This is a genomic window from Terrabacter sp. 05T424, assembly GCF_056396225.1.
In genome coordinates this window covers 485396-507819 of sequence record NZ_JBFTLB010000002.1, presented here as the reverse complement: position 1 = coordinate 507819, position 22424 = coordinate 485396, and the positions used below count along the sequence as shown (strand labels likewise).

Genomic DNA, 22424 nt, shown 5'->3' with positions numbered 1-22424 from the left:
ATCGTGACCGCGTGACGAGTATCGGGCGCATCATGCTGGCGCAAGTGAGGTCGATCGGTTCGCGCAACGCGTGTCTCGCAGCAGGTGCCCTGCCCGGGGGCCCGTGGACCGCGCGGGGCCAGCGGACCTATCGCACCGGGGCGAGCGGCAGCACGAGCGACGCGATCACGCGCGCCCGGGCCGCGCGGTCGGTGACGAGCGTGCGCGCCTACCAGGAGGTCGGCCGCGCCGACCTGTTCATCCAGGTCATCCCGTTCGCCTCGCCGGAGGACGCGCGAGCCGGGCTCGACGAGCTCCGAGCACTGCCGCGCACGATGCCGAAGACCAAGGGGCTCTCCGACGTCGGCGAGCTGCGCGCCGCGTCACCGCCCGAGGTGGCCGGCGCCGGCCACGTCCAGGCGGCGGAGCAGCCGTTCGTCCTCGACGGCGAGCACTCCCGCACGCTCACGGTGTGGTGCGTCGTCGGCAGCACCGTCGTGGTCGCGGCGCTCGGGGGTCGGGCCGGATCGGTCCGGTGGCCCGAGCTCGCCGAGATCGTCGAGGCCCAGGCCGCTGCCCTCACCTGACCCCGTCAAGGAGTGACTACACGTACTTCGATTGGGATTCATGATCGGGAGAACGCTGCGCAACGCGGGACCTCGGTAACTCAGCGTTCTCTCGATTGGGGTTGTTGATTCAGAGCACGCTTCGTCGGGTTGCGGAGTGTTCTTTCGATCGGGGTGCTCGGGTCAGGGGGTGGCGGGGGGCCAGTCGTGGGCAAGCTTCACGACGTCGCCGACGACGACGACCGCGGGGGCACGCACACCGCGCGACCGGGCGAGCTCGGCGATGGTCGCGACGGTGCCGACCGTCGTGCGCTGGTCGGGCGCGAAGCCTCGCTCGACGACCGCCACAGGGCAGTCCGCCGAACGGCCGTGCGCGACGAGCAGGTCGGTGGTGCGGGCGAGCTGGGTGACGCCCATGAGCAGCACGAGCGTGTGGTCGCCGCCGGTCGGGAGCGCCGGGATGTCCTCGTGGCCGGTGACGACCGTGAAGCCGCGGGCGACACCACGATGGGTCACGGGGATGCCTGCGGCCGCGGGCACCGAGACCGCGCTCGTCACGCCGGGCACGACCTCCACGGGTATGCCGTGTGCCGCGCAGGCCTCGCGCTCCTCGCCGCCGCGGCCGAGCACGTAAGGGTCGCCGCCCTTGAGGCGCACGACACCGAGGCCGCGCTGGGCCTCCTCGACGAGGATGTCGTTGATCCGCGACTGCGGCACGGGGTGGTTGCCCGGCGTCTTGCCCACGTCGATGACGCGCACCGAGGCGGGCAGCCGGTCGACGACCGAACGGGGGGCGAGCCGGTCGACGACGACGACGTCGGCCGAGGCGAGCAGCTCGTGCCCGCGGGTCGTGAGCAGGCCGTCGATGCCGGGCCCGCCGCCGACGAGTGCCACCCAGCCGCCACGGCCGTGGGTGCGGGTGCGGCGCAGGTCGAGGGTGCCCGAGGCGAGCGCGCGCTCCACCCCGTTGCGGACGGTCACGGCCAGACCGGGGTCGCCGGCGGCATACGCGGAGATGGTGACCCGGCCGTCGGGGGTGGTCACGTCGGCCCGGGCCGCAACGCTCGCGGTCGTGCCGGCGGCATCGGTGGCGTCGACGCACCAGACGCGAAGGGCCTCGGCGTCGGCCGCGACCTCGCGGTCGACCGACGCCTCGCCCGTCGCGGTGTGCGCGAACCACGCGCCGTCGAGGTCGGCGGGTCCGGCGTAGTCGCGCTCGACCCAGTCGACCCGGCGGGCGCGGGCGAGGTCGCGAAGGTCCTCGCACAACCACGGCGCGACGACCCTCACGACGGCGCCCTCATCGAGGAAGGCACGCACTCGACGGGCAGAGACCGGGCCCCCACCGACGGCCACGACGAGGCGGCCGGTCAGGTCGAGGACGACCGGCAGCGCCGGCTTCAGATCTCCCATTCCTCGTCACCCTCGGGCTCGGAGGGAGCGTCGGCCGCGGTTGGCAAGGTCGCGCCCACCATGCCCGCGGCGACCGTGCGTCCGTCGTGGGCGTCGATGAGCAGGAAGGACCCGCCACGACGCGACGTCGAGTAGTTCTCGACGGGAACCGCCGAGGCGAGCCGCAGCGAGACGAGGCCGATGTCGTTGAGCGACAGGGACTCTGACGGCACGGTGTGGAGGTCGTCGAGGTCGAGGGCACCGTCGAGCGTGCGGACCGCGGTCTGCACCGTGCGTGACCCGTGCTTGAGCAGTAGCCGCTGGCCCGGACGCAACGGGGCGTCGCCCAGCCAACAGACGACGGCCTTGATGTCCTGCGTCGGCTCGGGCGCGTCGGCGGCGGCAGCGATGACGTCGCCGCGCGAGATGTCGATCTCGTCGGCGAGCCGCAGCGTCACCGACTGGGGCGCGAAGGCCTCGTCGAGGCTGGCCTCGCCGAGGTCGATGCCGGTGACCGTGGTGCGCTTTCCCGACGGCAGCGCCACCACCTCGTCACCGACGCGCACGACTCCAGAGGCGACCTGGCCGGCATACCCGCGGTAGTCGCGGTACTGCGGGTCGCGCGCCGCGCCCTGCGGGCGGATCACGAGCTGCACCGGCAGCCGGAACGCCTCGTTGGCCGGGTCGTCGGACGGCGGCAGCGCCTCGAGCAGCTCGAGCAGGCTGGGGCCCGCATACCAGGGCGTACGCGTGGAACGCTCGGCCACGTTGTCGCCGTCGAGCGCGCTGACCGGGATCGCGATGGCGTCCTCGACCCCGAGCTCGCGGGCCACGGCCTGCACCTCGGCCTCGACGCGGTCGTAGACCTCCTGCGAGAAGTCGACGAGGTCGATCTTGTTGACCGCGACGACGACGTGCGGCACGCGCAGCAGCGCCGTGACGGCGAGGTGCCGGCGGGTCTGCTCGAGCACGCCCTTGCGCGCGTCGACGAGGAGCACGACGACGTCGGCCGTCGAGCTGCCGGTGACGGTGTTGCGCGTGTACTGCACGTGGCCCGGGCAGTCGGCGAGCACGAACGAGCGGTTCGCGGTCGCGAAGTAGCGGTACGCGACGTCGATGGTGATGCCCTGCTCGCGCTCGGCGCGCAGGCCGTCGGTGAGCAGCGCTAGGTCGGCGGCCGTGAGCCCGCGGTCACGCGACACGCGCTCGACCGCGGCGAGCTGATCGGACAGCACCGACTTCGTGTCGTGGAGCAGCCGGCCCACGAGGGTGGACTTGCCGTCGTCGACGGAGCCGGCGGTCGCGAGACGCAGCAGCGTGCCGCGGGCCGCACCTGCGACGGCAGCGGGGTCGAGCGTCGCGGCGACCGTGACTTCGGGAGCTTGGGTGGTGGTGGCCATTTAGAAGTAGCCCTCCTTCTTGCGGTCCTCCATGGCGGCCTCCGAGATGCGGTCGTCGGCGCGGGTCGCCCCACGCTCCGTCAGGGTCGAGGCGGCCACCTCGATCACGATGTCGGCGTTCGTCGTCGCCGGTGACTCGACGGCCCCGGTGCACGACATGTCGCCGACCGTGCGGTAGCGCACGAGACGCGTCTCCACCGGCTCGTCATCGCGCGGCTGGCTCACCGGGCCGACGGCGAGCCACATGCCGTCGCGGCGGAAGACCTCACGCTCGTGGGCGTAGTAGAGCGGTGCGAGCGGGATGTCCTCGCGCTCGATGTAGCGCCAGATGTCGACCTCGGTCCAGTTGCTGATCGGGAAGACGCGCACGTGCTCGCCGGGTCGATGCCTCGGGTTGAAGAGGTTCCACAGCTCAGGGCGCTGGTTCTTGGGGTCCCACTGGCCGAACTCGTCACGGAGAGAGACGATCCGCTCCTTGGCGCGCGCCTTCTCCTCGTCGCGCCGACCACCGCCGAAGACACCGTCGAAACGGTTGTCGTTGATGGCGTCGAGCAGCGGCACGGTCTGCAGCGGGTTGCGGGTTCCGTCGGCGCGCTCGCGCAGGCGGCCGTCGTCGATGTAGTCCTGCACGCTCGCGACGACGAGCCGCAGCCCGAGCCGCTCGACGGTCTCGTCACGGTAGGCGAGGACCTCGGGGAAGTTGTGGCCCGTGTCGACGTGGAGCACCGGGAACGGGATCGGCGCTGGCCAGAAGGCCTTCGTCGCCAGGTGCAGCATGACGACAGAGTCCTTGCCGCCACTGAAGAGCAGCGCCGGGCGCTCGAGCTCGCCGGCCATCTCGCGGATGACGAGGATCGCCTCGGCCTCGAGCGCGTCGAGCTGGCTCAGTCGCCTGTCGGCTGACGAGTCACTTCGGTATGCCGCGGGCTGCGTTGCGTCGTCGACCGACGTCGCCGAGTCGGCTTGGGTGTCAAGGGTCTTCGTGGTCGTTGTCATGTGTGGAGTCCGCACTCGGTCTTGGCGAAGCCGGCCCAGCGGCCGGCGCGGGGGTCCTCGCCGGGCTCGACCCGGCGGGTGCACGGCTCACAGCCGATCGACGGGTAGCCCTCGGAGAGAAGGGAGTTGACCTCGACCTGGTTGTCGGCGGCATACGCAAGGAGCTCGTCGAAGGTCCACGCGGCGAGCGGGTTGATCTTGACGAGGCCGTTCTTGTCGTCCCACGTGACGAGGGGGGTGTCCGCGCGGGTGGGGCCCTCCTCGCGACGGACGCCGGTGACCCAGGCCTCGTAGAGCGGCAGGGTGCGCGCCAGCGGCTCGACCTTGCGCATCTGGCAGCACAGCGCGGGGTCACGCTCGTAGAGGCGCGGACCGTACTTCTCGTCCTGCTCGGCCACGGTCAGCTCGGGCATGACGTTGACGAGGGTGATCGGGAGGTCCTCGGCCACGATGTCGCGAGTCACGATCGTGTCGGAGAAGTGGTAGCCGGTCTCGAGGAAGAGCACGTCGACGCCGGGTGCGAAGCGCGAGACGACATGCGGCAGAACGGCATCCGCCATCGAGCACGCCACGGCGAGCGAGCCGTCGAAGTGGAAGGCCGCCCAGGCGGCGACCTCGTCGGCGGTCGGCTCGTGCGCCGGGTCGGCAGCGAGCGTCGCGTTGAAGTCGTCGACGATCGCCCTGAGCTCGGCCTCGGAGCGCCGCTTGCGCGGCACCTTCGGGGTGGCCAGGGGGACTGTGGTCACTGGAGGGCTCCTTCCTCGGCACGGTGGCTCCACACGGCGAATGTCTCGCCCTTCTCACGCTGGTCGACGAACGTGCGCACGACGCGCTCGACGTAGTCGGGCAGGTCGTCAGCCGTCACCTTGAGGCCGCGGACGGTGCGCCCGAGACCGGCCTCGTCGCGGTCGACGGCGGCCAGGCCGCCGCCGAGGTGCACCTGGAAGCCGGGCACCTGCTCGGCTCCGTTCGGGGTGTCCACGGTGACGAGCTGGCCCTTGAGCCCGATGTCGGCGGTCTGGATGCGGGCGCACGAGTTGGGGCAGCCGTTGATGTTCAGCAGGATCGGGGCGTCGAGCGAGCCGTCCTCGACGAGGTCGGCGAGGCGGGTCTCGAGCTCGGCGATGGCGTCGGTCGCGGTCTGCTTCGTCTCGACGATGGCGAGCTTGCAGTACTCGATGCCGGTGCAGGCCATCGTGGTGCGGCGGAACGGGCTCGGCTTCGCCGTCAGGCCGAGGCCCTCGAGGTCCACCACGAAGGCGTCGACGCGGTCGGCCGGCACGTCGAGCACGACGAGCTTCTGGTGCGCGGTGAGCCGCACCGCGCTGGCGCCGTACGCCTCGACGAGGTCACCGAGGCGGGTCAACAGGGTGCCGCTGATGCGACCCACGGTGGGCGCGGCGCCGACGTAGTAGTTGCCGTCCTTCTGCAGGTGCACGCCGACGTGGTCGCCGGGACCGGTGGCGGGCGCGGGGGGAGGGCCGTCGGGGAGCGGGTGCCCCAGGTACTCGGTCTCGAGGATCTCGCGGAACTTCGCCGGACCCCACTCGGCCATCAGGAACTTGAGGCGGGCCTTGTTGCGCAGCCGGCGGTAGCCGTAGTCGCGGAAGATCGAGATGACGCCGTGCCAGACGTCGACGGCGTCGTCCTCGGACACGAACACGCCGATGCGCTCGGCGAGGCGCGGCGAGGTGGAGAGGCCGCCGCCCACCCAGAGGTCGAAGCCCGGGCCGAGCTCGGGGTGCACGACGCCGACGAGGGAGATGTCGTTGATCTCGTGCACGACGTCGAGGCTCGGGTGCCCGGTGATCGCCGTCTTGAACTTGCGCGGCAGGTTCGACAGGTCGAGGTCGCCGAGGTACTTCTCGGTGATGCGCTGGATGACGGGCGTCGGGTCGATGATCTCGTCGGCAGCGACGCCGGCGACGGGGCTGCCGAGGAAGCCTCGCGGGGTGTCGCCGCAGGCCTCGGTCGTCTGCAGCCCGACGGCCTCGAGCCGGCGCCAGATCTCGGGCACGTCCTCGATACCGATCCAGTGGTACTGGATGTTCTGCCGGTCGGTGATGTCGGCCGAGTCGCGGCCGAAGTCGGTGGAGATGCCGCCGAGGACCCGGAGCCGCTCAGGCGTCAGCGCCTGGCCGTCGCTGCGGACGCGGAGCATGAAGTAGCGGTCGCTGAGCTCGTCGTCGCTGAGCTGGGCGGTGCGGCCGCCGTCGATGCCGGGCTTGCGCTGCGTGTAGAGGCCCCACCAGCGGAAACGGCCCGAGAGGTCCTGCGTCGGGATCGAGTCGAAGCCCTCACGGGAGTAGACCTGCTCGATCCGCTCGCGGACGTTGAGCCCGTTGTCCTCCTGCTTCCAGGTCTCGTTGCCGTTGAGCGGCTCGGTGCCGTCGACTGCCCACTGGCCGTTGGAACGGCCGCCGCGGGGCGGCCGGGTGCCGGGGCGCGCGGGCCCGCTCGGCTCGGTCGCGGTGGAGGAGTCGGTGACGGTCATGTGATCGAATGTATAACCGACGATTATCTTGACCCAAACAGGTCCGGCATCCGATCCATCCCCACCAGATGGGTGGGAGTTGTCGAATGACCCCTCGTTCTCATCGAGAAAGCGATCCGTCCGGACGGATTGCTTTCTCGATGGGAGAGGTGGGGTTCGCGAGCGATCAGGGGCCGGCGAGCGCCCCGGACGTGACGGCCTGGATGATGCCGACCACGGTCGAGAGGTAGCGCTGCGAGTGGTTGTACGACAGCACCGCGGCCCTGAGCTCGGCAGCCTGCGACAGGTCGCGGCCGCCCGCGCAGAGGTAGTTTGCGGCCGCGAGCGCGGCATCCTCGATGTTGTGCGGGTCGCGTATGCCGTCGCCGTTGCCGTCCGCGCCCCAGATGCGCCACGTCGCCGGGATGAACTGCATCGGCCCGACGGCTCGGTCCCACACGGGGTCGCCGTCGTAACGGCCGCCGTCGCTGTCGCGGATCGCGGCGTAGTTGCCGCCGGTGAGGGCCGGCCCCCGGACGGGCGGGACCGCGTCGTGCGACGCGTCGAGCCGGCGGCCGCGCAGCGAGGACGACTCGACCTCGCCGATGGCCGCGAGCAGCATGACCGGGATGCGGCACGAGCTCTTCTTCGCCGCGGCGGACGTGTAGGCCGCCCAGATGATCTGCTCCTTCGACAGGGGGCCGTTGCCCGAGCCCTTCCGGGGCACGGCCACGGCGGTCGGCACCTGGATGTCGGCCCTCGGCTGCCACGTCGAGGAGGTGGCGCTCGTGCCTCCGCCGGGCTGGAGCGTCGCGGGGTCGGCCGGCGTGCCCGAGTCGGACTGGGTCGGGTCGCCCGGTCCGGCCGGCCTGGCCTGCTGGGCGGTCAGCACCGCACCGGCCGTCAGGAGGAGCCGCTCGAACAGCGGCGTGACCAGCTCACCGCCGAGCCCGCCGAGCGTCGTCAGCTGGTCTGCCGGCCGGCTCGGTGAGTCGCCGGTCCCGCCTGACCCGCCCGATTCGCCGGACCCGCCGGTCGCGGTCGGTGTGGGCGCAGCGGCGCCCCCGAGGGCCGGGCCGAAGCCGAGGCTCGGCTGCGCCGTCGGCGAGGGGGTGGCTGCGGTCGACCCGTCGTCGGCGGCGCGAGCCGGAACGGCGCCGAGCAGCGCGCAGCCCAGACCCGCGGCCACCCCCGCCGCGACCAGGCGCTCCATCCGCTGATGCATCTCTCGTGCTCCCGTGCTGTTGCGGGCCCGACCCCCCGGGCCCGCGACGTCTGTCTCAAGTAGAACGCGAAAGCCGCTCTGGCGCCCGCGAATCCGTTTTGTCTGACCCGCCTGCCACTCGGCCGGCCGTCGACCGTGCCCGACGTGAGCGGCCTCGGGTCCAGACCAGTATGGCTGCGGCGAGTCCGCAGAGTGCAGCGAGCAGCACGGCCGTCCAGACGAGCGGTGTGGCGACGGGCGCCCGCGACACGACGGCCACGACCGGGGTGCTCGGTGCCACCACCCACCGCACCGTGCTGCGCACGTCGCCGAGTCCCCGCCGGTGAACCGTGACCACGAGCTCCACCGGGCCGGCCGTCGGCAGGTCCAGTCCCGCGGCCCACCGCGCGCCGGACACGTGCTCGGCGGCGACCGGCGTAGGACGACCAGCGGTCGTCGATGCGGTTGCCGGCCCCACACCGTCGCGCAGGGCGACCGTCACGGCGGTGACCGGCCCGGGCGACGGTCGCCGGGTGTCGAACACGTCGACCATGGCCACGCTGGCTCCGGGACGGTTGGGCCGCAGGGCGACCGTCTGCTGGAGGTCGGCCACCGGGCGGCTGTCGACCACGCTCGGCTCGTCGCGCGTCACGAGCTGGGGGGCGGTCGCGGGCTGGCCGGTCGCCAGCAGGCCCCCGAGGGCGACGACGACAGCGAGTCCCACGGCCTCGCGGCCCAGCCGAGGTACGCGTTCGGTTGCCTCGGTCGTGCGGGCACGTGTGGCGCGGACCGTGGCCAGGGCGAGCACCCCGACGACGGCTGCCGCGACGAGCTTGAGGAGGAAGATCCGGCCGTAGGTCGTCAGGAGGGCCGCGTCGACGGAGACCACCACGTCGCTCGCGAGGTAGACACCCGAGACCGCCACGACCGCCACCGCACACGTGGCCGGGACGGCGAACCGGCGCAGCAGCACCCCGAGCTCGGCGCGAGAGAGGTCGAACCGCGGGGCGCGGCGCGCCAGCACCGCCAGCACGCCCACCGACCCGAGCCAGAGCAGGGCCGCGAGCAGGTGCGCGGTGGAGGCCGTCACCCACGTGAGGCCGCCGCGCAGGCCGGTGTGCCCGAGCAGCACGGTCGAGAGACCAACGGCTACGAGGGCAGCGGCGGCAACGACATCCCGACGTCGCTCCGACCGGCGGCCCGCCGAGCGAGGGGGGAGCAGAGCCACCGCAGCGACCGCGAGGGCGAGCTCGCGCGCACCCCACCGGACGGCATACGTGCTCGTCACCGCCTGCCCGCCGAACCGCACGAGGTCGGCCACGAGCACCAGCAGCGCAACCGCAGCGCCCAGCCAGAGGCCGCGCGCAGCCAGCCGACGCAGCCGCACGAAACCCGGCGTCCGGAGGGGGGTCCGCTCGCGGGGTACGCCCCGCACCAGGAGCCGCCCGACGACCACGACGCCCAGCCCGGCCGCGAGCGCGCCGAGAACGGCCCACCGACCGAGGAGCTCGAGCAGGTCCGGGTTGGCCTCGCTCGGGCCGGCGGCCTGCACCGTGCTCTGGACGCCGAAGGCGAGGACTCCGCCGGACTCGTGGAGGTCGTCGGCCGACAGCGTGCGCCAGGAGACGTGGTAGGCCCCGACGCCGAGGGGCGGGAGCGCCGCAACGACGGTGGCGGGCGACTCCCGGTCCTCGTCCTCGCCGACGAGCGTCAGCTTCGTCGCCGGCAGCCGGTGGCCCTGGGTGTCGGTGACGACCACCTCGGTGGACTCGAGGACGACGTGCTCGGTGAAGTGCAGCTCGACCGAGCGCGGTGCCTGCGCGAGGCTCGCGCCGTCGGCGGGACTGCTCGACGAGAGGTACGCGTGTGCTGACGCGGGCGGGGCAGCGCCACCCACGACGAGCGCGAGTGCGACGGCCAGCGCGAGAGCCAGGCCCACGGCATACCGGAGCGGGGAGCGCATCACAGCACCGGGACGTGTTCGAGACGGAGACCGGAGGACTCGATCGTCATCTCCTCGCCACTGCGGAGCGCGCCACCCGTGTTCTGGTAGACGAAGTAGTACGTCGCGCCGGCCCGGTTGATGTGGCCCTGCCGCATCATCGAGACCCGCGTCGTGAACGCCGACCTGGCTTCGCTGCGAAGCGTCGGCGGGTGCTTCGTGTCACCGAGGAAGCGGGTCGCCTTGTCGACGTCGAGCACGACGTAGCTGACGGTGACGAGGCCTCCGTCGCCGACCACGGCCACCCGCGAGAACCGCACGCCGAGCGCGGTCTCCATCTGGGTCGACTGCGGGAACGGCTGGGCGCCCGGGTCGTCGCCGGCGCGGACCAGTCGGCCCGCGACGACGCCCAGGAGCGCGACGAGGACGACCGCCGCGACGGCGATGGCGACCCGCACCCAGGGGGGTCGCGGTTCCTTCGGTGGAGCCGCGTCGGGGGTTGGGACGTACGTGGTGGTGTTCATTCGGACTGCCCTCCGATGTGCCGGCCGGGGCCACGGGCAGGTGGCCCCGGCACGAGGTGGGACCGGGTCAGGGAATGCTGATCCGGGTCGAGACGAACGAGTCGAACCAGGCCGTGCCCGCCATGGTCGTCGTGGTGGTGGCGATGACGCCGGCGGTGATGCCGAGGCGGGCCGTCTGGACCTGCATCGCGGTGCCGGTGTTGTTGCCCGTCAGCGTCGAGCGCGCCGTGCCGTCGACGATGAGGCGCAGCGACCCTCCGGTGCCCTGGGTCCAGTCGACGCGCACGGTGTGCGCGCCGACCGCGTTGGCGGCGGTGTACGACGCGCCCGTCGTGGTGCCGACACCGCCGAGGACGTTGCGGCTCATGACGACCCGCAGCTGTCGCGCCGACGTCGCCGCGGTGGTGTTGCGCTGGAACTGCACCGCGAACGCCTGACCGGTGGCCGTACGCCCCTCGAACACCGTCACCCAGGCCGTTCCGGTCACCAGGGTGTTGGGGTTGAAGGAGAACTGCGCGTGGTAGGTCGTCTCGTTCAGCGGGCTGTCGTCCGTGACGTACGCCGACCCGTTGGACGTGCGACCGGGCAGCGTCACCGCGAGGCCGAAGTTGCCGTTCCGGACGGGGTTGCCGGCAGCCGCGTTGACCACGGCCCGAGCGGCGTTGGTGACGCTCGTCCAGGCCAACAGGTTGCCGCTGTCGAACGTGTCGCTGAAGATCGCGTTGGCGCGCACCACCTGGATGACCTTCGACGCCACGTTGCTCCAGTTGCCGGCCGCGTCCTGCACGCGCAGGTTGAACTGCACGCTGCCACCCGCGATGCCGTCGAGCGGGATCGCCGCCGACACCACGTTGCTCGCGTCGGTGACCTGCACCCGGGTGCCCTTGCCGGCGCCGGGGTCGGTCGTGCCCGTCCAGTACTCGGCCGCCTGGAAGCGCGGACCGGCGTATCCGGTCGGCGGAGCCTCGGTGGCGGTGACCGACAGGGTCAGCGTCGACGCCCCAGTGGTCGGATTGGGCGTGCCGCTCGGCGCGCTCAGGATCGGCGCCGTCTTGTCGACGAGGAGCCGCACGAGGGCGTTGTTCGCCGTCTTGAGGTCGCCCCAGTTGCCGGCGGCGTCCTTGCCGCGCACGTAGACCTTGTGCTCCCCCTCAGCCATGGCTCGCACCTGGGTGAGCGGGATGAGCCCGTAGACCTGCTCGCTCGGGGAGTCGAGCTTGCCGTCGACGGCGATGAGCGTGAGGCCCGTGCCGCCGGCCGGTGTGGTCGTCGCCGGGTCGACGAAGGCCTCCGCGGCAACGATGTTGCTCTGTAGCCCGCCACCGGTGTCACGGTCCTCCAGGTCGGCGGAGATGACGAGGCTGCCGGGGTAAGACTTCGAGCCCACGACGCCGTTCGTCGGGTTCGGCCCGACAGTCGAGGCGTTGACGCCGGGTGCCGTCAGGTCGACGACGAGGTCGACGGGCACGGCCGGGCCCCAGATGTTCTGGGAGTTGCGGCTGTGCACCCACACCTGAGTGGTGCCCTCACCCTGGTTCTTGACCGTCGCGGCCGGGATGGTCCCGGTCTCGGCGACCTTCATGGCCGCGCGGTTGAGCATCATCGCCGTGCCGGTGCCGTTGGCGCCGGCGGTGCCGATGAAGAACTCGGCGCCCGTGATGGTGCCCCCCGCGGCGGTGTCGTCGCCCGTGGCGCTCACGGTGACGGCGCCGGCGCCGTTGGCCGGCTTGGGGCTGACGGTGGCTCCCACCGTCTGTGGGCCCGCCTTGGCGAGGTTGAGGATGACCGACCCGACGACGCCCCAGTTGTCCGAGGCGTCCTGGCCGCGCACGAAGACCGTGTGCTTGCCCGATGTGAGGCAGTGCAGGTCGACGGGCGGTGCGGTGGATGCGCAATCGGCAGCTGAGGCCGAGGCCGGGATCGTCCCTGTGACGGTGGTGCTCGAACCGGGCCCCCCGAAGGCGCCGGTCATGGCGAGGCCGAAGCCGACACCCACGGCAGTGGCGTCGTCGACGACGATCTCGGCTCCCTTGATCGACTGTCCGCCCGTCGTCGCATCGCTCACGGTGGCCGTGATGTTCACCGGAACGGTGCCGTCGGCCGGGTTGTCGTGCACCGCGATGTTCGTCGACACGGGGCCGATGCGGTTGAAGTCGCTCGGCGGCGCGTTCGTGTCGAGGAAGGTCATCATGCCGCCGAAGGCCACCTGCGGAGAGTCGAGGCCAGCCGTCTGGCCGGCGTTGTCAAGCCGCGCAGCGGACTCGAAGACCGCGACCTTCGACTCTGGACCGGTGGGCACCGTCACGAGGGCGTCCACCGTGACGCCCGCGTCGACCGGCACCACGATGGACGGCTCGGGGAAGGCCAGCGCGTGGCCGTCGTGCGACAGCACGGTCTGCCCGGCGCCGAGGGTGCTCATCGAGTGCAGCTCCGAGCCAACGTTGACGTAGTGCAGCAGCACCGTGTGGCCCGGGTCGGTCGGCACGGGGTCGCTCGACGGGAACGGCTTGCCGTTGATCAGCCGGTAGGCCGGGTGGTAGTCGCGCATGTCGAAGCCCGTCGGGTTCGCGTTGAGCGCGGGGTCGATCTCGCTGAGCACGAGCACCGCCTCGTCGTCGTAGGCGTGCCCGTATGCCGTCCCGTCGCCGAGCACGACGAGCGCACCGGACAGCCCCATCGCGAGCTGCCGAGCCGCGTTCGCGGTGTGCCCGGCCTCGTAGAGGAAGGTGCCGGCGCGAGAGGCGGTGAAGGTGTAGCTGCCCGTGTCGCCGTCCGCCACGCCGGCGTCCTGCGCGAGCGTGGGGAGACCCTTGATGAAGTCGGCCGCCCGCTGGCCCGGGAAGGCCAGCGAGGTCGGCTGACCCAGCGCGTTGTGCAGGGTCACTTCGACGCGGTCACCCTGCCTGGCGACGATCACCGGGCCGGGCGCGGTCGCAGCGCCATCCGAGGTGGGGGAGTACCCCCAGATCGGGATCGGTTGCCCAAGAACCTGGTTCGTGCCCGCCTTGGCCCACAGATCGCAGCGGACGATCTCCGGGTCGGGCGCTGCCGCCGGCGTCACGGTGCAGCCGGGGGTCGACGGCGTGATCTTGCCCGCAGCCGCTGCCCGAGCCACCGACGGGGCGTCAGCGGCTGGCGCCGCGGCCGCGCCGGCCGGCGTGACGGCATACGGGATCGGTTGTGCGAGAGCGGATCCCGCGAGGGGGACGGTCGCGAGCGCGGTCGCGGCCACTGCGACGCCGAGCCGGCGCCGCATGCTGACTGGTCGAGAGGTCATCGGAATCGTCCTCAGCTCGCCGGGCAGCCGGCGGGCGGGTCGATGCGGAAGACCGTCATCATGCCGCCGAAGGCTGCTCCGTAGTTGGTGGCCTGCTGGAGCGCGTGGCTGTGGGCCACGTGGTAGTACTCGCCGCACTCGTTGTTGACCGTGATGTTCGCCGGGAACGTGCCCTTCTGGCCGAGGTACGGGCTCTCGCTGAACCAGGTGTCAGCGCCGACGAGCAGCTGGTCGGTGATGACCGGGATCTCCGTCGGGATCGGGTTCGTCGTGGGGTCCCAGTGCTCGACGTCGCGCCAGTCCATGAGCGCGTCGACGGTCTGGCCCGGCATGACGTCGATGTCGTACTTCAGGTACGAGAGGTCCTGCGGCGCAGTGGGATCGGTGCCCTGCAGCGCCCGACCGTCCTTGTTGACGACCCGCTCGTCGCTGCCGTGCGGGTGGAACGGGTAGTTGACCCGGCCCGCGTTGAGGTAGCGGATGACCGCCGGCAGCGGGTTCGTCACCGCGTCGTACGGCTTGATGTGCACGAGTGCTCCGTACGGCTGGCTCGGCAGCCACGAGGCGTTGTTGGGCGCCAGGGTGTCGGGCATGCTGCGGCCGTTGATGAGGTAGTAGCGCGCGTTGTACGCCGACCAGTCGACGGACTGGTTGCGCTCGACCGCCAGGTGCACGTCGGGGTCGACCTCCGAGAGGAGGTAGACGTACTCGTGCTGCGGGTTGAAGGCCGAGTCGACGCGGTCGTTGACCTGGCCCGAGGCCGTCTTCGGCCGCACGACGAGGGTTCCGTAGAGACCCATCTGCTGCTGCTTCGTGACGTCGGTGCCGCTCGAGTAGAGGTAGGTGCCGGGCGAGCCCGCCGTGAACGTGTAGGTCACGGACCCGCCTGCGGCAGCGGCCGGTTGGACCATCGAGGTCAGCGAGCCACCGGAGTCGAACTGCGGCTGGGCCGGGTTGCCGTCCGCCTTGACCCCGGCCTGTCCGGGGAAGAGCATCGAGGTCGCCTCGGGCAGGTCGTTGTGCAGGATCACCGTGACGGTCCGCCCCGACGTGACACAGAGGACCGGGCCGGGCAGCTGGAAGTTGCCCGCGCTCATGCCGTAGCCCCACATGTAGATGGAGTTGCCGTCCGGTGTGGAGATGTAGCCGGTTCGGGCAGTCAGGGAAAAGGTCTGCTGGGCGTCCTGCTCGCAGAGCAGCCCCTCCGAGGTGGCCGCCTGCGCGCCGGCGTTGGACCCGAAGGCCACCGCGGCGACGACGGCGAAGACGGCACCGAGAACGGTGACGCGCCGCCGGGCGCTGCCGGGTCGGTTGGCTCGGCTGGGTCGGCTGGGTCGGCCCGGTCGCAGGGTGCCGACGAGGTCGGGACGTCGTGGTCGGTTGAGTCGCATGGTCATCCTCCGTCGGCTCATCAGGTGTTGGGCTCGAGCTGCGGCCCGTAGTGCGCGGCAGGACCGACGCGGAGGACGGTCATCATGCCGCCCCAGCCGGTCCCACCGCCGTTGCCCAGGTACGCGTAGTTGCGGTCGTAGAGCAGGTACTCGCCTTCTCTGCGCGGGGTGACCAGCACGTCGCGGCTCTCGCCGGGGCCGATGTCGACGGTGTTGGTGACCTGGTAGTTCGTCGTGCCGTCGCGCCCCCGCAGCAGGCTCGCGTCCTTGGCGATCACCTGCATGTCGACGTTGTCGAGCGTGAAGGCGTGGTTCTGGTAGCCGAGGTTCGACAGCCGCAGCAGCACTGTCTCGTTCACGTTGCACGTGATGAGCGACGAGATCGGCTGGTACTGAAGGCGGCCCGCGCCCGTGGTCCTGGGGTCGCCGGGTGGGGCGACGGTGTCGGGGTAGCCGCGACCGTTCAGCAGCCAGAAGCTTGGCGCGTAGTCGGTCCAGTCGCTGACCTGGATGTGGGCGTCGCGGTAGTGCGCGGCCGACCACAGCTCGGTGACCATGAAGGCGAACTCACGGTCGTAGCGGGTGCTCCCGTCGCCGTCGTTGTACGCGTACTTCGTGCCCAGGGGGTGGCCGTTGACCGGGGCCCGGTTCTGCGCGGGGCGGATGAAGACCATGCCGGTCATGCCCATCTGCACGTGCTCCACGTCCTCGAAGTGGCAGTGGTACATGTACGTCCCGGCGTCGTGCGGTCGGTAGTGGTAGGCCAGGTCGCGCCCGATCGGCACGGCGAGCGAGAGCTCCGGCACGCCGTCGAAGAGCGGGATCGCGTTGACGAAGCCGTGCCAGTGCAGGGTGTGCCCGTCGAAGAGGTCCGGCCGCTGCATCAGACCGAGGTTCGACAGCGTGATCGTCACCTCGTCGCCCTCGTCGAAGGCGAGCATCGGGGCGCTGATCTGCGCCTTGCCGCGCACGGCTGCGACCTCGGCGGCCGTCGACATCTGCGTCACGTCACGGAACCCGAAGACGTAGGTGTCGAAGCCGTCGGGCGCGAGCGAGTCGGGGAAGAACGGGAGGTCGGGCGGCGAACCGGCCGGCATGCTCACCCAGCCGTCGGTGCCGACGAGGTGCACCGACTTGGCCGGGCCCGAGCCGGCCGGTCGAACGACCGTCGGCCGCTGGGCCTGCTGCCCGAAGCCGAGGCGGGTGCCGAGGAAGACGCTGCCGATGGCACCGGCGCCGCCGAGCATCACGGCGCGTCGGCCGAGGCCGTCCGGTGTCGACGGGGACGGGGGTGCGGAGCGAAGGTCGTCGGTCATGAGGAGCTCCTGAGGTCGGTCCGGCGTCGTGGCCGGACGATGTGCGGTCTGGGGTCGAGCCGTGGGTCGTTCGTCGGGTCGGGTGGCAGGTGCCGGTGAGGTGGTGGTCCGGGTGGTGGTCCCAGGACCCCGGGGCGCATGGGAGACGGCCTAGAGGGGGACTTCAGGCCTGGAAGGAAGCGCCCCGGGGTCTGGGGGACCATCAGCGGACGAACTGGTCGGAACCTGCGTCGAACCGTCCTGTCGTGCTGGTCAGGGGTGGTCTGGGCTGGCCGTCGACGTCGCTCGCGGCTGCACCGACGACGACGTTCCACTGCGCCGTCATCCCGAAGGCGGTCTGGCTGCCGTAGTTCACCGTCGTGCTCGCCGCACCCCGGCTGTATGCCGCCGAGCTCGTGCCCGCGAGGTGGTAGTCCGCACGGAGCCGAGGCGGCAGCAGGGCCGTCACGATGGCCGCCTCGCGGAAGGCCGGGAACGTGCGGGCTGCCAGCACGGTGACCGTGAGCTCGGGCGTCGGGTCGACGAAGCCGACCGTGTCGGTGATCGTGACGTTCTGTCCACCGTCGGTGCCGGTCGACGTCTGCAGCACGCTCGAGACGGGGTGGAGCGAGTCCCCGGCCTGACCTCCGACCACCGCCATGTCCCAGGTGTCGGTGGAGTTGGCGCTGCCGTCGGGCAGGGTGCCGCCGATGCCGTAGACGTAGCCACCGAGGAACGTGCCGGCCCGGTTGTCGTTGAAGACGTCGTCGAGCAGGACCGGCTTGCTGAAGGTCGACTGGTTGGCGACCTTCACGAGCGCGAAGCCGGACAGGCCGCTGCTGTTGAGGCGTGCCATGAGCGGGTCGCTGTTCGGGCCCGTGGACAGGCCTGCGGGTGCCGGCTGCCCGTCGGAGGTGACCGCCGTGGCCGTCGTCATGTTGCCCACGACGGTGTTGTCGACGATGTTGACAAAGGGCGCGTCGTCGAGGGCGATGCCGCCGCCCTCGTGGGCCGAGACGTTGTTGCTGATCGTGTTGTTGGTGATCGTGATCGTCTGCGGGTCCGCCTTGGTGACGTGCGTGCCGGCCACCTGGAGCAGTCGGATGCCGCCGCCGTCGTCGCTCGCGAGGTTGGCGTCGATCACGTTGGAGTCGATCGTCGCTGCGCCCGTGCCGGGGCTGAGTCCGGTCGGGGTCGCCGGCAGCTCGCCGGCGAGCATGATCGCGCCGCCCTCGTCGTAGGAGCTGTTGAACCAGACGGTGTTGCCAGAGATCGTGCCGCCGTTGCTGCCGCTCGGGTTCGACATGTAGCCGAAGGCCGTCAGCGCGCCGCCGTACTCCGCGGAGAAGTTGCCGCAGATGGCGTTGTGCTGCACCTTGTAGCCGTCGCTGCCGGTGAAGAGCCCGATGCCGCCGGCGAGGTTGGTGCCGCCGTTGTTGAGCACCTGGTTGTCGGCGATGAGGGTGTCGTAGTTGCGGTTGTCCCCGGTGTAGGGCGTGCCCACCCGGATGCCTCCGCCGTAGCTGCCGCTGTTGCCGACCACGAGGTCGTCGGTGATGCGGACGCTGCGGTTGTTGTTGTGGAGGTAGATGCCACCGCCCTGCGTGACGAGGGCACCGCTGGCGCCGTAGGGCGTCGTGACCCGTCCGGTGAGGACGTTGACGTTGCCGGGGAAGTCGGCCTGCGAGCCGCCCGTCACCTGCAGCCCGTCGATGGCCACCGGGTAGGCCGTGTCGGACACGGGTGCCCGCGGGTCGTCGAGCACCGTGATCGTGGCGGCGTCGGGCACGTCGAGCTCACCGCTGTAGGTCAGCGAGCCGAGCCGGGCGATCCACGCCTGCCCGGCGGGCAGGTCGGGGCTGAAGCCGGACCCGTCGATGATCGATCCGGCGACCCACCGGGTGGAGCCGTCCGGGTTGCTCGTGAAGCCGCCGGGGCCGACGCCCTGGATCGCCACGCGGTGGTGCACGAGGAGGTTCTCGTTGTACTCACCTCGCGGGTTCAGCGCCGAGGTGGCACCGGGCCACACCACGACCAGCCAGTACTTCCGGGCCGACGTCGGCGCCGCGTACTCCAGTGCCTTCTGGACCGTGGCGAATTGCTTGCCCGGTCCCACCTCGGCGATGTTCGGGTTGAACGCGGTCGAGGCGGTCGTGCTCGGGGCCGCGGTCGGGGCGGCGCCGAGGTTCCAGATGGTGATGCCGTTGTAGGTCGAGCGCTTCGAGGTGGCGTTCGTGATCGACACCTTCAGAGCGCCTCGGGTGGCGGCCGTGGTCGGCGTTCCTGCGACGGCGTTCGGGACGACGAAGGCGACGCTCGTGTCAGACCACGGCCCGTAGGAGGTCGTGGGCAGCGGCACGTTCTGCCCGGCGCTGTTCGTCAGGGTGATGGTGCCGCGGGTCGCCCCGAAGCCTGTGCCCGTCACGGTGACGACGCGCCCGGTGCCGGTCGGACGGACGTACGGGTGGTCGACGGCCAGCAGCTGCGGGTCGGTCGTGCCGAGGTTGCAGCGGGCCGGGTTCGACGCGGTCGTCCCGGGTGCGAGCACCGTCGCGGCAGCCTGGGTCGGCGCCGTGTCGGTCACGGTGTAGAGGCCGGGCCAGCCCTGGAAGTTCGTGCTGATCGTGCGGTAGCCCGGGTCGTAGTCGGGGTTCGGGTCACCCGGGGCGCCCGGGTCGTTGCCGGTGAACCGGTACATGTTCGGGCACGGGCCGGCCGGCACCGGGCAGTTGTAGGTCCCGGTCGAGGGCTCGAGGGCCTCGTAGAAGCCGTTGAAGTCGGTGTGCGTCGTGTCGACGAGGCGGCCGCTCCAGTCGTAGAGCCCGACGGGCACGTGGGGCAGGCCCTGCGCCTCGCCGTAGTTCGCGCTGCGCTTGTCGAGCGCCAGGCCCAGGTCGTTGATCGTCAGACCCCAGAAGTGCGTCGGGATCGGGACGGGCGTGAAGAGGTTGAAGTTCGGCGCCACGGTCTGGCCGCTGCGCACGGTGACGAGCTTCGCGTCGCACAGGGGCCGATCCTGGTTCTCGAAGGGACTGCCCCCTGCGGCCAGGAAGGCCGGGTCGGTCACGTGGACCGTGTGGAGCGCGCCCGCGCACCCGGAGATGATGCCCGGTCCCTGGGAGGGCGGTTGGGTCGGGGGGATCGCCTTGTTGCCGGTGCCAGGCCCGTCTGAGGTCGCCTCGGCCGTGGTCGGCGGGAAGTTCTCCTGGGAGAGGTAGGTGTCACCGTCGAAGACGTTGACGTCCTCCTCGCGGGTCACCTGGTACATCGGCTTGCCGTCGACCGGGTCGTTCGGCACGTCCACCGTGGTGATGTAGTCGCCGGCGGGGAGGTCGCCGAAGCCGTAGTTGCCGTTCACGGTCTGGCCGGCCGCACCGGGGGTGCTGTCCGACGGACCCACCTGCACGCCCATCATCGGGGCCTCGACGCAGAGGTTGTTCGCATCGGCGCCTGATTCGGGCAGGGCCAGCTGGTCGGTGAGCTCGGAGCCGTCCCACTGGCGAGCGGTGCAGCCGCGCGGCGGCGCCCACTCCTCGCTGGTGTAGGCCTGGATCTCGGGCCCCCTGAGGAGCGCGCCACGTTGCGGGTCGGGGTTCTTGACCGTCGGGTCGACACCCGGGTTGGTGACAGCGTCGTAGGCGGGGTTGGGGACCGACAGGGGCACGATGGCCTTGCCCTGGCGGCACGCGTTCGCCTTCTCCGCGGCGGTGGTGGCCGTGCACGCCACCGAGGGGAAGACGTGCACCTTCACGTCGGGGATGCCGGGCTGGTAGTCCTCGCTGACGGCGTCGGCGGGGTCGAGCTCGTTGCGCGTCGTGTCATAGGAGACCGTCGCCGCGATGCCGCCGTTCTGGTTGGTGGCATACGGCTCGACGCCCCAGTCGATGCGCCCGGAGAGGCCGATGATGGGCAGGAAGTTGATGTCGACCAGACCGCCGAGCTTCGTGGTCTCGGTGTCCTCGTTGTCGGCCTGGTAGGTGACACCGGTCGTCCGGTAGCGGGTGTTGAACGCCTCGAGCACGAGCCACTTGCCGAGCGGGTAGCCCTCCTTGATGTCGTAGACGCCGTCGTCGCCGGTGTTCGTCAGGTTCGTGTACTGGTCCATGAGCGTGTTGTCACGCTCGCGGACGGTCAGGGTGAAACCGGGCACCGGCTGCTCGCCGGGGTCGCGCTTGCCGTTGCCGTTGTCGTCGACGAAGACGGTGCCGCGCACGTGGGTGAACCACCCGACGAGCATCGTGTTGCCGACGTCGGACACGCCGCCGCCGGAGACCTCCACGTTGAAGCTCCAGAGGATGTAGTCCTGCGCGTCGTCCCAGACCGTCAGCTGGTAGTTGCCGTCGGGGACGTTCTTGATGTCGAAGGAGCCGTTGGCGGCACCGCGGCCGACGTAGACGACCCCGTCACCACCGTCGAGGTCCGAGAGCGCGAGCCACGGCGACGCGATCGGCCCGGCGGACTTCGCACCGGCCCAGCCGGTCTCGGGCACGACCTGGCCGTTCTGGCCGCCGATGTAGGGCAGCCCTGCCACGACGACGCCCTTGACCTCGCCGGTGGCCGTCGAGGTCGGCATCGGCTTGACCCGCACGAAACCGAACTGTGTCGCCGGCACCGGCTCGGCGCCCTTGATGAACTCGGTGTCGAGGCCGGTGTCGCCCTCCTGCACCCAGATGTCGTGGTCGTGGCCGCCCTCGAGCGTCGTGGTCTGCACCCAGCCGGCCTGACCGGCGGGCGGCGACACGGTGGCGCCGTAGCGGTTGGGGCCGAGGTTCGGGATCGTGATGACGCCTGCAGCGTCGCTGGTGCACTTGCCCGTCGAGCGGGCGGTGTCGACGACCGGCTTGCCGGCGACGAAGCTCATCCGCCCGGTGGAGTCGTGCACGTACACGGTGCACAGGGCGTTGCCGTAGTAGTCGACGGTCACCGGGCCGAGCACGTCGGTGAGGTTCCCGGTGAAGCCGGCCAGGCCGCGCTCGGCGTCGGCCTCGTAGGTGCCGTCGGCAGGGACGCTGTCGTCGAAGACCTGGATCTTGATCGTGGCCAGGGGGAGGGGCAGCGGCTGCATCTGCACGGCCACCGCGGTCTCACGGCCGTCCACGACGGAGAAGTGCGCGCCGTCGATCTTGTAGCCGTCCGCCGTCACGGAGACGAGGTACTTGCCGGGCGCCAGGCCCTGCAGCTTCGTCCCGGCGGACAGGTCGCTCTCGTCACCCTGGGCGACGATCTTCGAGTGGCCCGAGGTGGTGCGCACCGACGGCCAGGGGCACGTGTCGGCGTACGGCTCGGTGGGGTCCCCGGCGGTCGTCGACGACGGCTTGGTGCTGCCACCGGGAGCGCGTGACGGGAGGCACTGGTCGAGAAGGGGACTCGCGTCGGTGCCAGGGTTGCCGGTGCTGTCCTCGTTGATCATCCAGTGGTAGGTCACGACCCTGTCGCCCTTCTGGATGAACCGGCTCGTGCTGGTGGTGGTGGTGGTGGTGTTGGGGGCGACGGTGCGTGCGCTGGTGACGCCCAGCGAGATGCAGCCCTTGCCTGCGGTCACCGGCTGGCAGGCGCCCACCGTCGTGACCGCGGGGGCGACGGCGGGGGCCGCGGCAGCCGCCGGGGCCACGGCAGCAGGGACCGGGGCGGCGACGGCCGCCGCGGCGAGCGGGCCGCCCAGCTGCGCCATGCCGGACACCGCGAGCGCGGTCAGACCGGCGATGAGTGAGAACGAGCGCCTGGACGTCTTGGGTGAGATCACGGCAACCCCCATCTGAGGACCGAGCGGGCCCCGTGCGAGCCCGTCGTCAGGCGACCGTCGCACTGCGGCTCTCGGCCGCGCGGCGGGATCGGCCCTCCGCTCAGCGAACTGTCACGTCACAGGTGCACGACGGCTCACCCTCGTGTCAGCCGCCACTGAGGCTCCTGTCATGTTTCCGTCAGGTCGGTGCCCGGAACTGTCCCGGTTCGTCCCCTCTCGTCCGCGTCGCAAAAGGGACTTGT

13 protein-coding genes are annotated in these 22424 nt (G+C 71.3%); 1 reads left to right on the top strand and 12 read right to left on the bottom strand.

Annotation, left to right across the window (positions count from 1 at the left end):
* Window positions 1-11 precede the first annotated feature (11 nt).
* Window positions 12-566 carry a hypothetical protein gene (locus AC1DE0_RS07400; RefSeq protein ID WP_478098733.1) on the top strand — a complete coding sequence of 185 codons (555 nt, stop codon included), beginning with the start codon at window positions 12-14 and terminating at the stop codon, window positions 564-566.
* A 162-nt stretch (window positions 567-728) separates the two neighbouring features.
* Here the strand turns inward: AC1DE0_RS07400 and cobA are convergent, their stop codons facing one another.
* The 12 genes from cobA to AC1DE0_RS07340 form a co-directional block, all read right to left on the bottom strand.
* A complete protein-coding gene (gene cobA, locus AC1DE0_RS07395; RefSeq protein ID WP_478098732.1) occupies window positions 729-1958 on the bottom strand; it encodes a uroporphyrinogen-III C-methyltransferase in 1230 nt (409 codons plus the stop codon).
* A complete protein-coding gene (locus AC1DE0_RS07390; protein ID WP_478098731.1) occupies window positions 1946-3337 on the bottom strand; it encodes a sulfate adenylyltransferase subunit 1 in 1392 nt (463 codons plus the stop codon). Before AC1DE0_RS07390 ends, cobA begins: the two co-directional genes overlap by 13 nt.
* On the bottom strand, window positions 3338-4333 hold the full coding sequence (cysD, locus tag AC1DE0_RS07385) for a sulfate adenylyltransferase subunit CysD (RefSeq protein WP_478098729.1): 996 nt from the start codon (window positions 4331-4333) through the stop codon (window positions 3338-3340).
* Entirely contained in the window at window positions 4330-5079 is a 750-nt protein-coding gene (locus AC1DE0_RS07380) for a phosphoadenylyl-sulfate reductase (protein WP_478098727.1), read from the bottom strand. The genes cysD and AC1DE0_RS07380 overlap by 4 nt, the downstream gene beginning before the upstream one ends.
* Window positions 5076-6827 (bottom strand): nitrite/sulfite reductase, encoded by a 1752-nt coding sequence (locus AC1DE0_RS07375; protein WP_478098725.1) that lies wholly within the window; start codon window positions 6825-6827, stop codon window positions 5076-5078. The genes AC1DE0_RS07380 and AC1DE0_RS07375 overlap by 4 nt, the downstream gene beginning before the upstream one ends.
* 166 nt (window positions 6828-6993) lie before the next feature.
* Window positions 6994-8019, bottom strand: coding sequence for a lytic transglycosylase domain-containing protein (locus AC1DE0_RS07370; protein ID WP_478098723.1), 1026 nt, complete (start codon window positions 8017-8019; stop codon window positions 6994-6996).
* A 67-nt stretch (window positions 8020-8086) separates the two neighbouring features.
* Complete coding sequence (locus AC1DE0_RS07365) at window positions 8087-9973, bottom strand: copper resistance CopC family protein (RefSeq protein WP_478098721.1); 1887 nt, start codon at window positions 9971-9973, stop codon at window positions 8087-8089.
* A complete protein-coding gene (locus AC1DE0_RS07360) occupies window positions 9973-10476 on the bottom strand; it encodes a hypothetical protein (protein WP_478098719.1) in 504 nt (167 codons plus the stop codon). Before AC1DE0_RS07360 ends, AC1DE0_RS07365 begins: the two co-directional genes overlap by 1 nt.
* A 67-nt stretch (window positions 10477-10543) precedes the next feature.
* On the bottom strand, window positions 10544-13753 hold the full coding sequence (locus AC1DE0_RS07355) for a multicopper oxidase domain-containing protein (protein ID WP_478098717.1): 3210 nt from the start codon (window positions 13751-13753) through the stop codon (window positions 10544-10546).
* Window positions 13754-13764: 11 nt separating this feature from the next.
* A complete protein-coding gene (locus tag AC1DE0_RS07350; RefSeq protein ID WP_478098714.1) occupies window positions 13765-15144 on the bottom strand; it encodes a multicopper oxidase domain-containing protein in 1380 nt (459 codons plus the stop codon).
* 20 nt (window positions 15145-15164) lie between these two features.
* The gene (locus AC1DE0_RS07345; RefSeq protein ID WP_478098712.1) at window positions 15165-16460 is read right to left on the bottom strand and encodes a multicopper oxidase domain-containing protein; all 1296 of its coding nucleotides are present in this window, start codon (window positions 16458-16460) and stop codon (window positions 15165-15167) included.
* A gap of 202 nt (window positions 16461-16662) precedes the next feature.
* Window positions 16663-22182 carry a hypothetical protein gene (locus tag AC1DE0_RS07340; protein WP_478098710.1) on the bottom strand — a complete coding sequence of 1840 codons (5520 nt, stop codon included), beginning with the start codon at window positions 22180-22182 and terminating at the stop codon, window positions 16663-16665.
* Window positions 22183-22424: the final 242 nt, after the last annotated feature.

Coding starts and splice junctions, on each gene's coding strand:
- cobA (WP_478098732.1), bottom strand. CDS start 1,958: ATGGGAGATCTGAAGCCGGCGCTGCCGGTCGTCCTCGACCTGACCGGC.
- AC1DE0_RS07390 (WP_478098731.1), bottom strand. CDS start 3,337: ATGGCCACCACCACCCAAGCTCCCGAAGTCACGGTCGCCGCGACGCTC.
- cysD (WP_478098729.1), bottom strand. CDS start 4,333: ATGACAACGACCACGAAGACCCTTGACACCCAAGCCGACTCGGCGACG.
- AC1DE0_RS07375 (WP_478098725.1), bottom strand. CDS start 6,827: ATGACCGTCACCGACTCCTCCACCGCGACCGAGCCGAGCGGGCCCGCG.
- AC1DE0_RS07370 (WP_478098723.1), bottom strand. CDS start 8,019: ATGGAGCGCCTGGTCGCGGCGGGGGTGGCCGCGGGTCTGGGCTGCGCG.
- AC1DE0_RS07365 (WP_478098721.1), bottom strand. CDS start 9,973: ATGCGCTCCCCGCTCCGGTATGCCGTGGGCCTGGCTCTCGCGCTGGCC.
- AC1DE0_RS07360 (WP_478098719.1), bottom strand. CDS start 10,476: ATGAACACCACCACGTACGTCCCAACCCCCGACGCGGCTCCACCGAAG.
- AC1DE0_RS07355 (WP_478098717.1), bottom strand. CDS start 13,753: ATGACCTCTCGACCAGTCAGCATGCGGCGCCGGCTCGGCGTCGCAGTG.
- AC1DE0_RS07350 (WP_478098714.1), bottom strand. CDS start 15,144: ATGCGACTCAACCGACCACGACGTCCCGACCTCGTCGGCACCCTGCGA.
- AC1DE0_RS07345 (WP_478098712.1), bottom strand. CDS start 16,460: ATGACCGACGACCTTCGCTCCGCACCCCCGTCCCCGTCGACACCGGAC.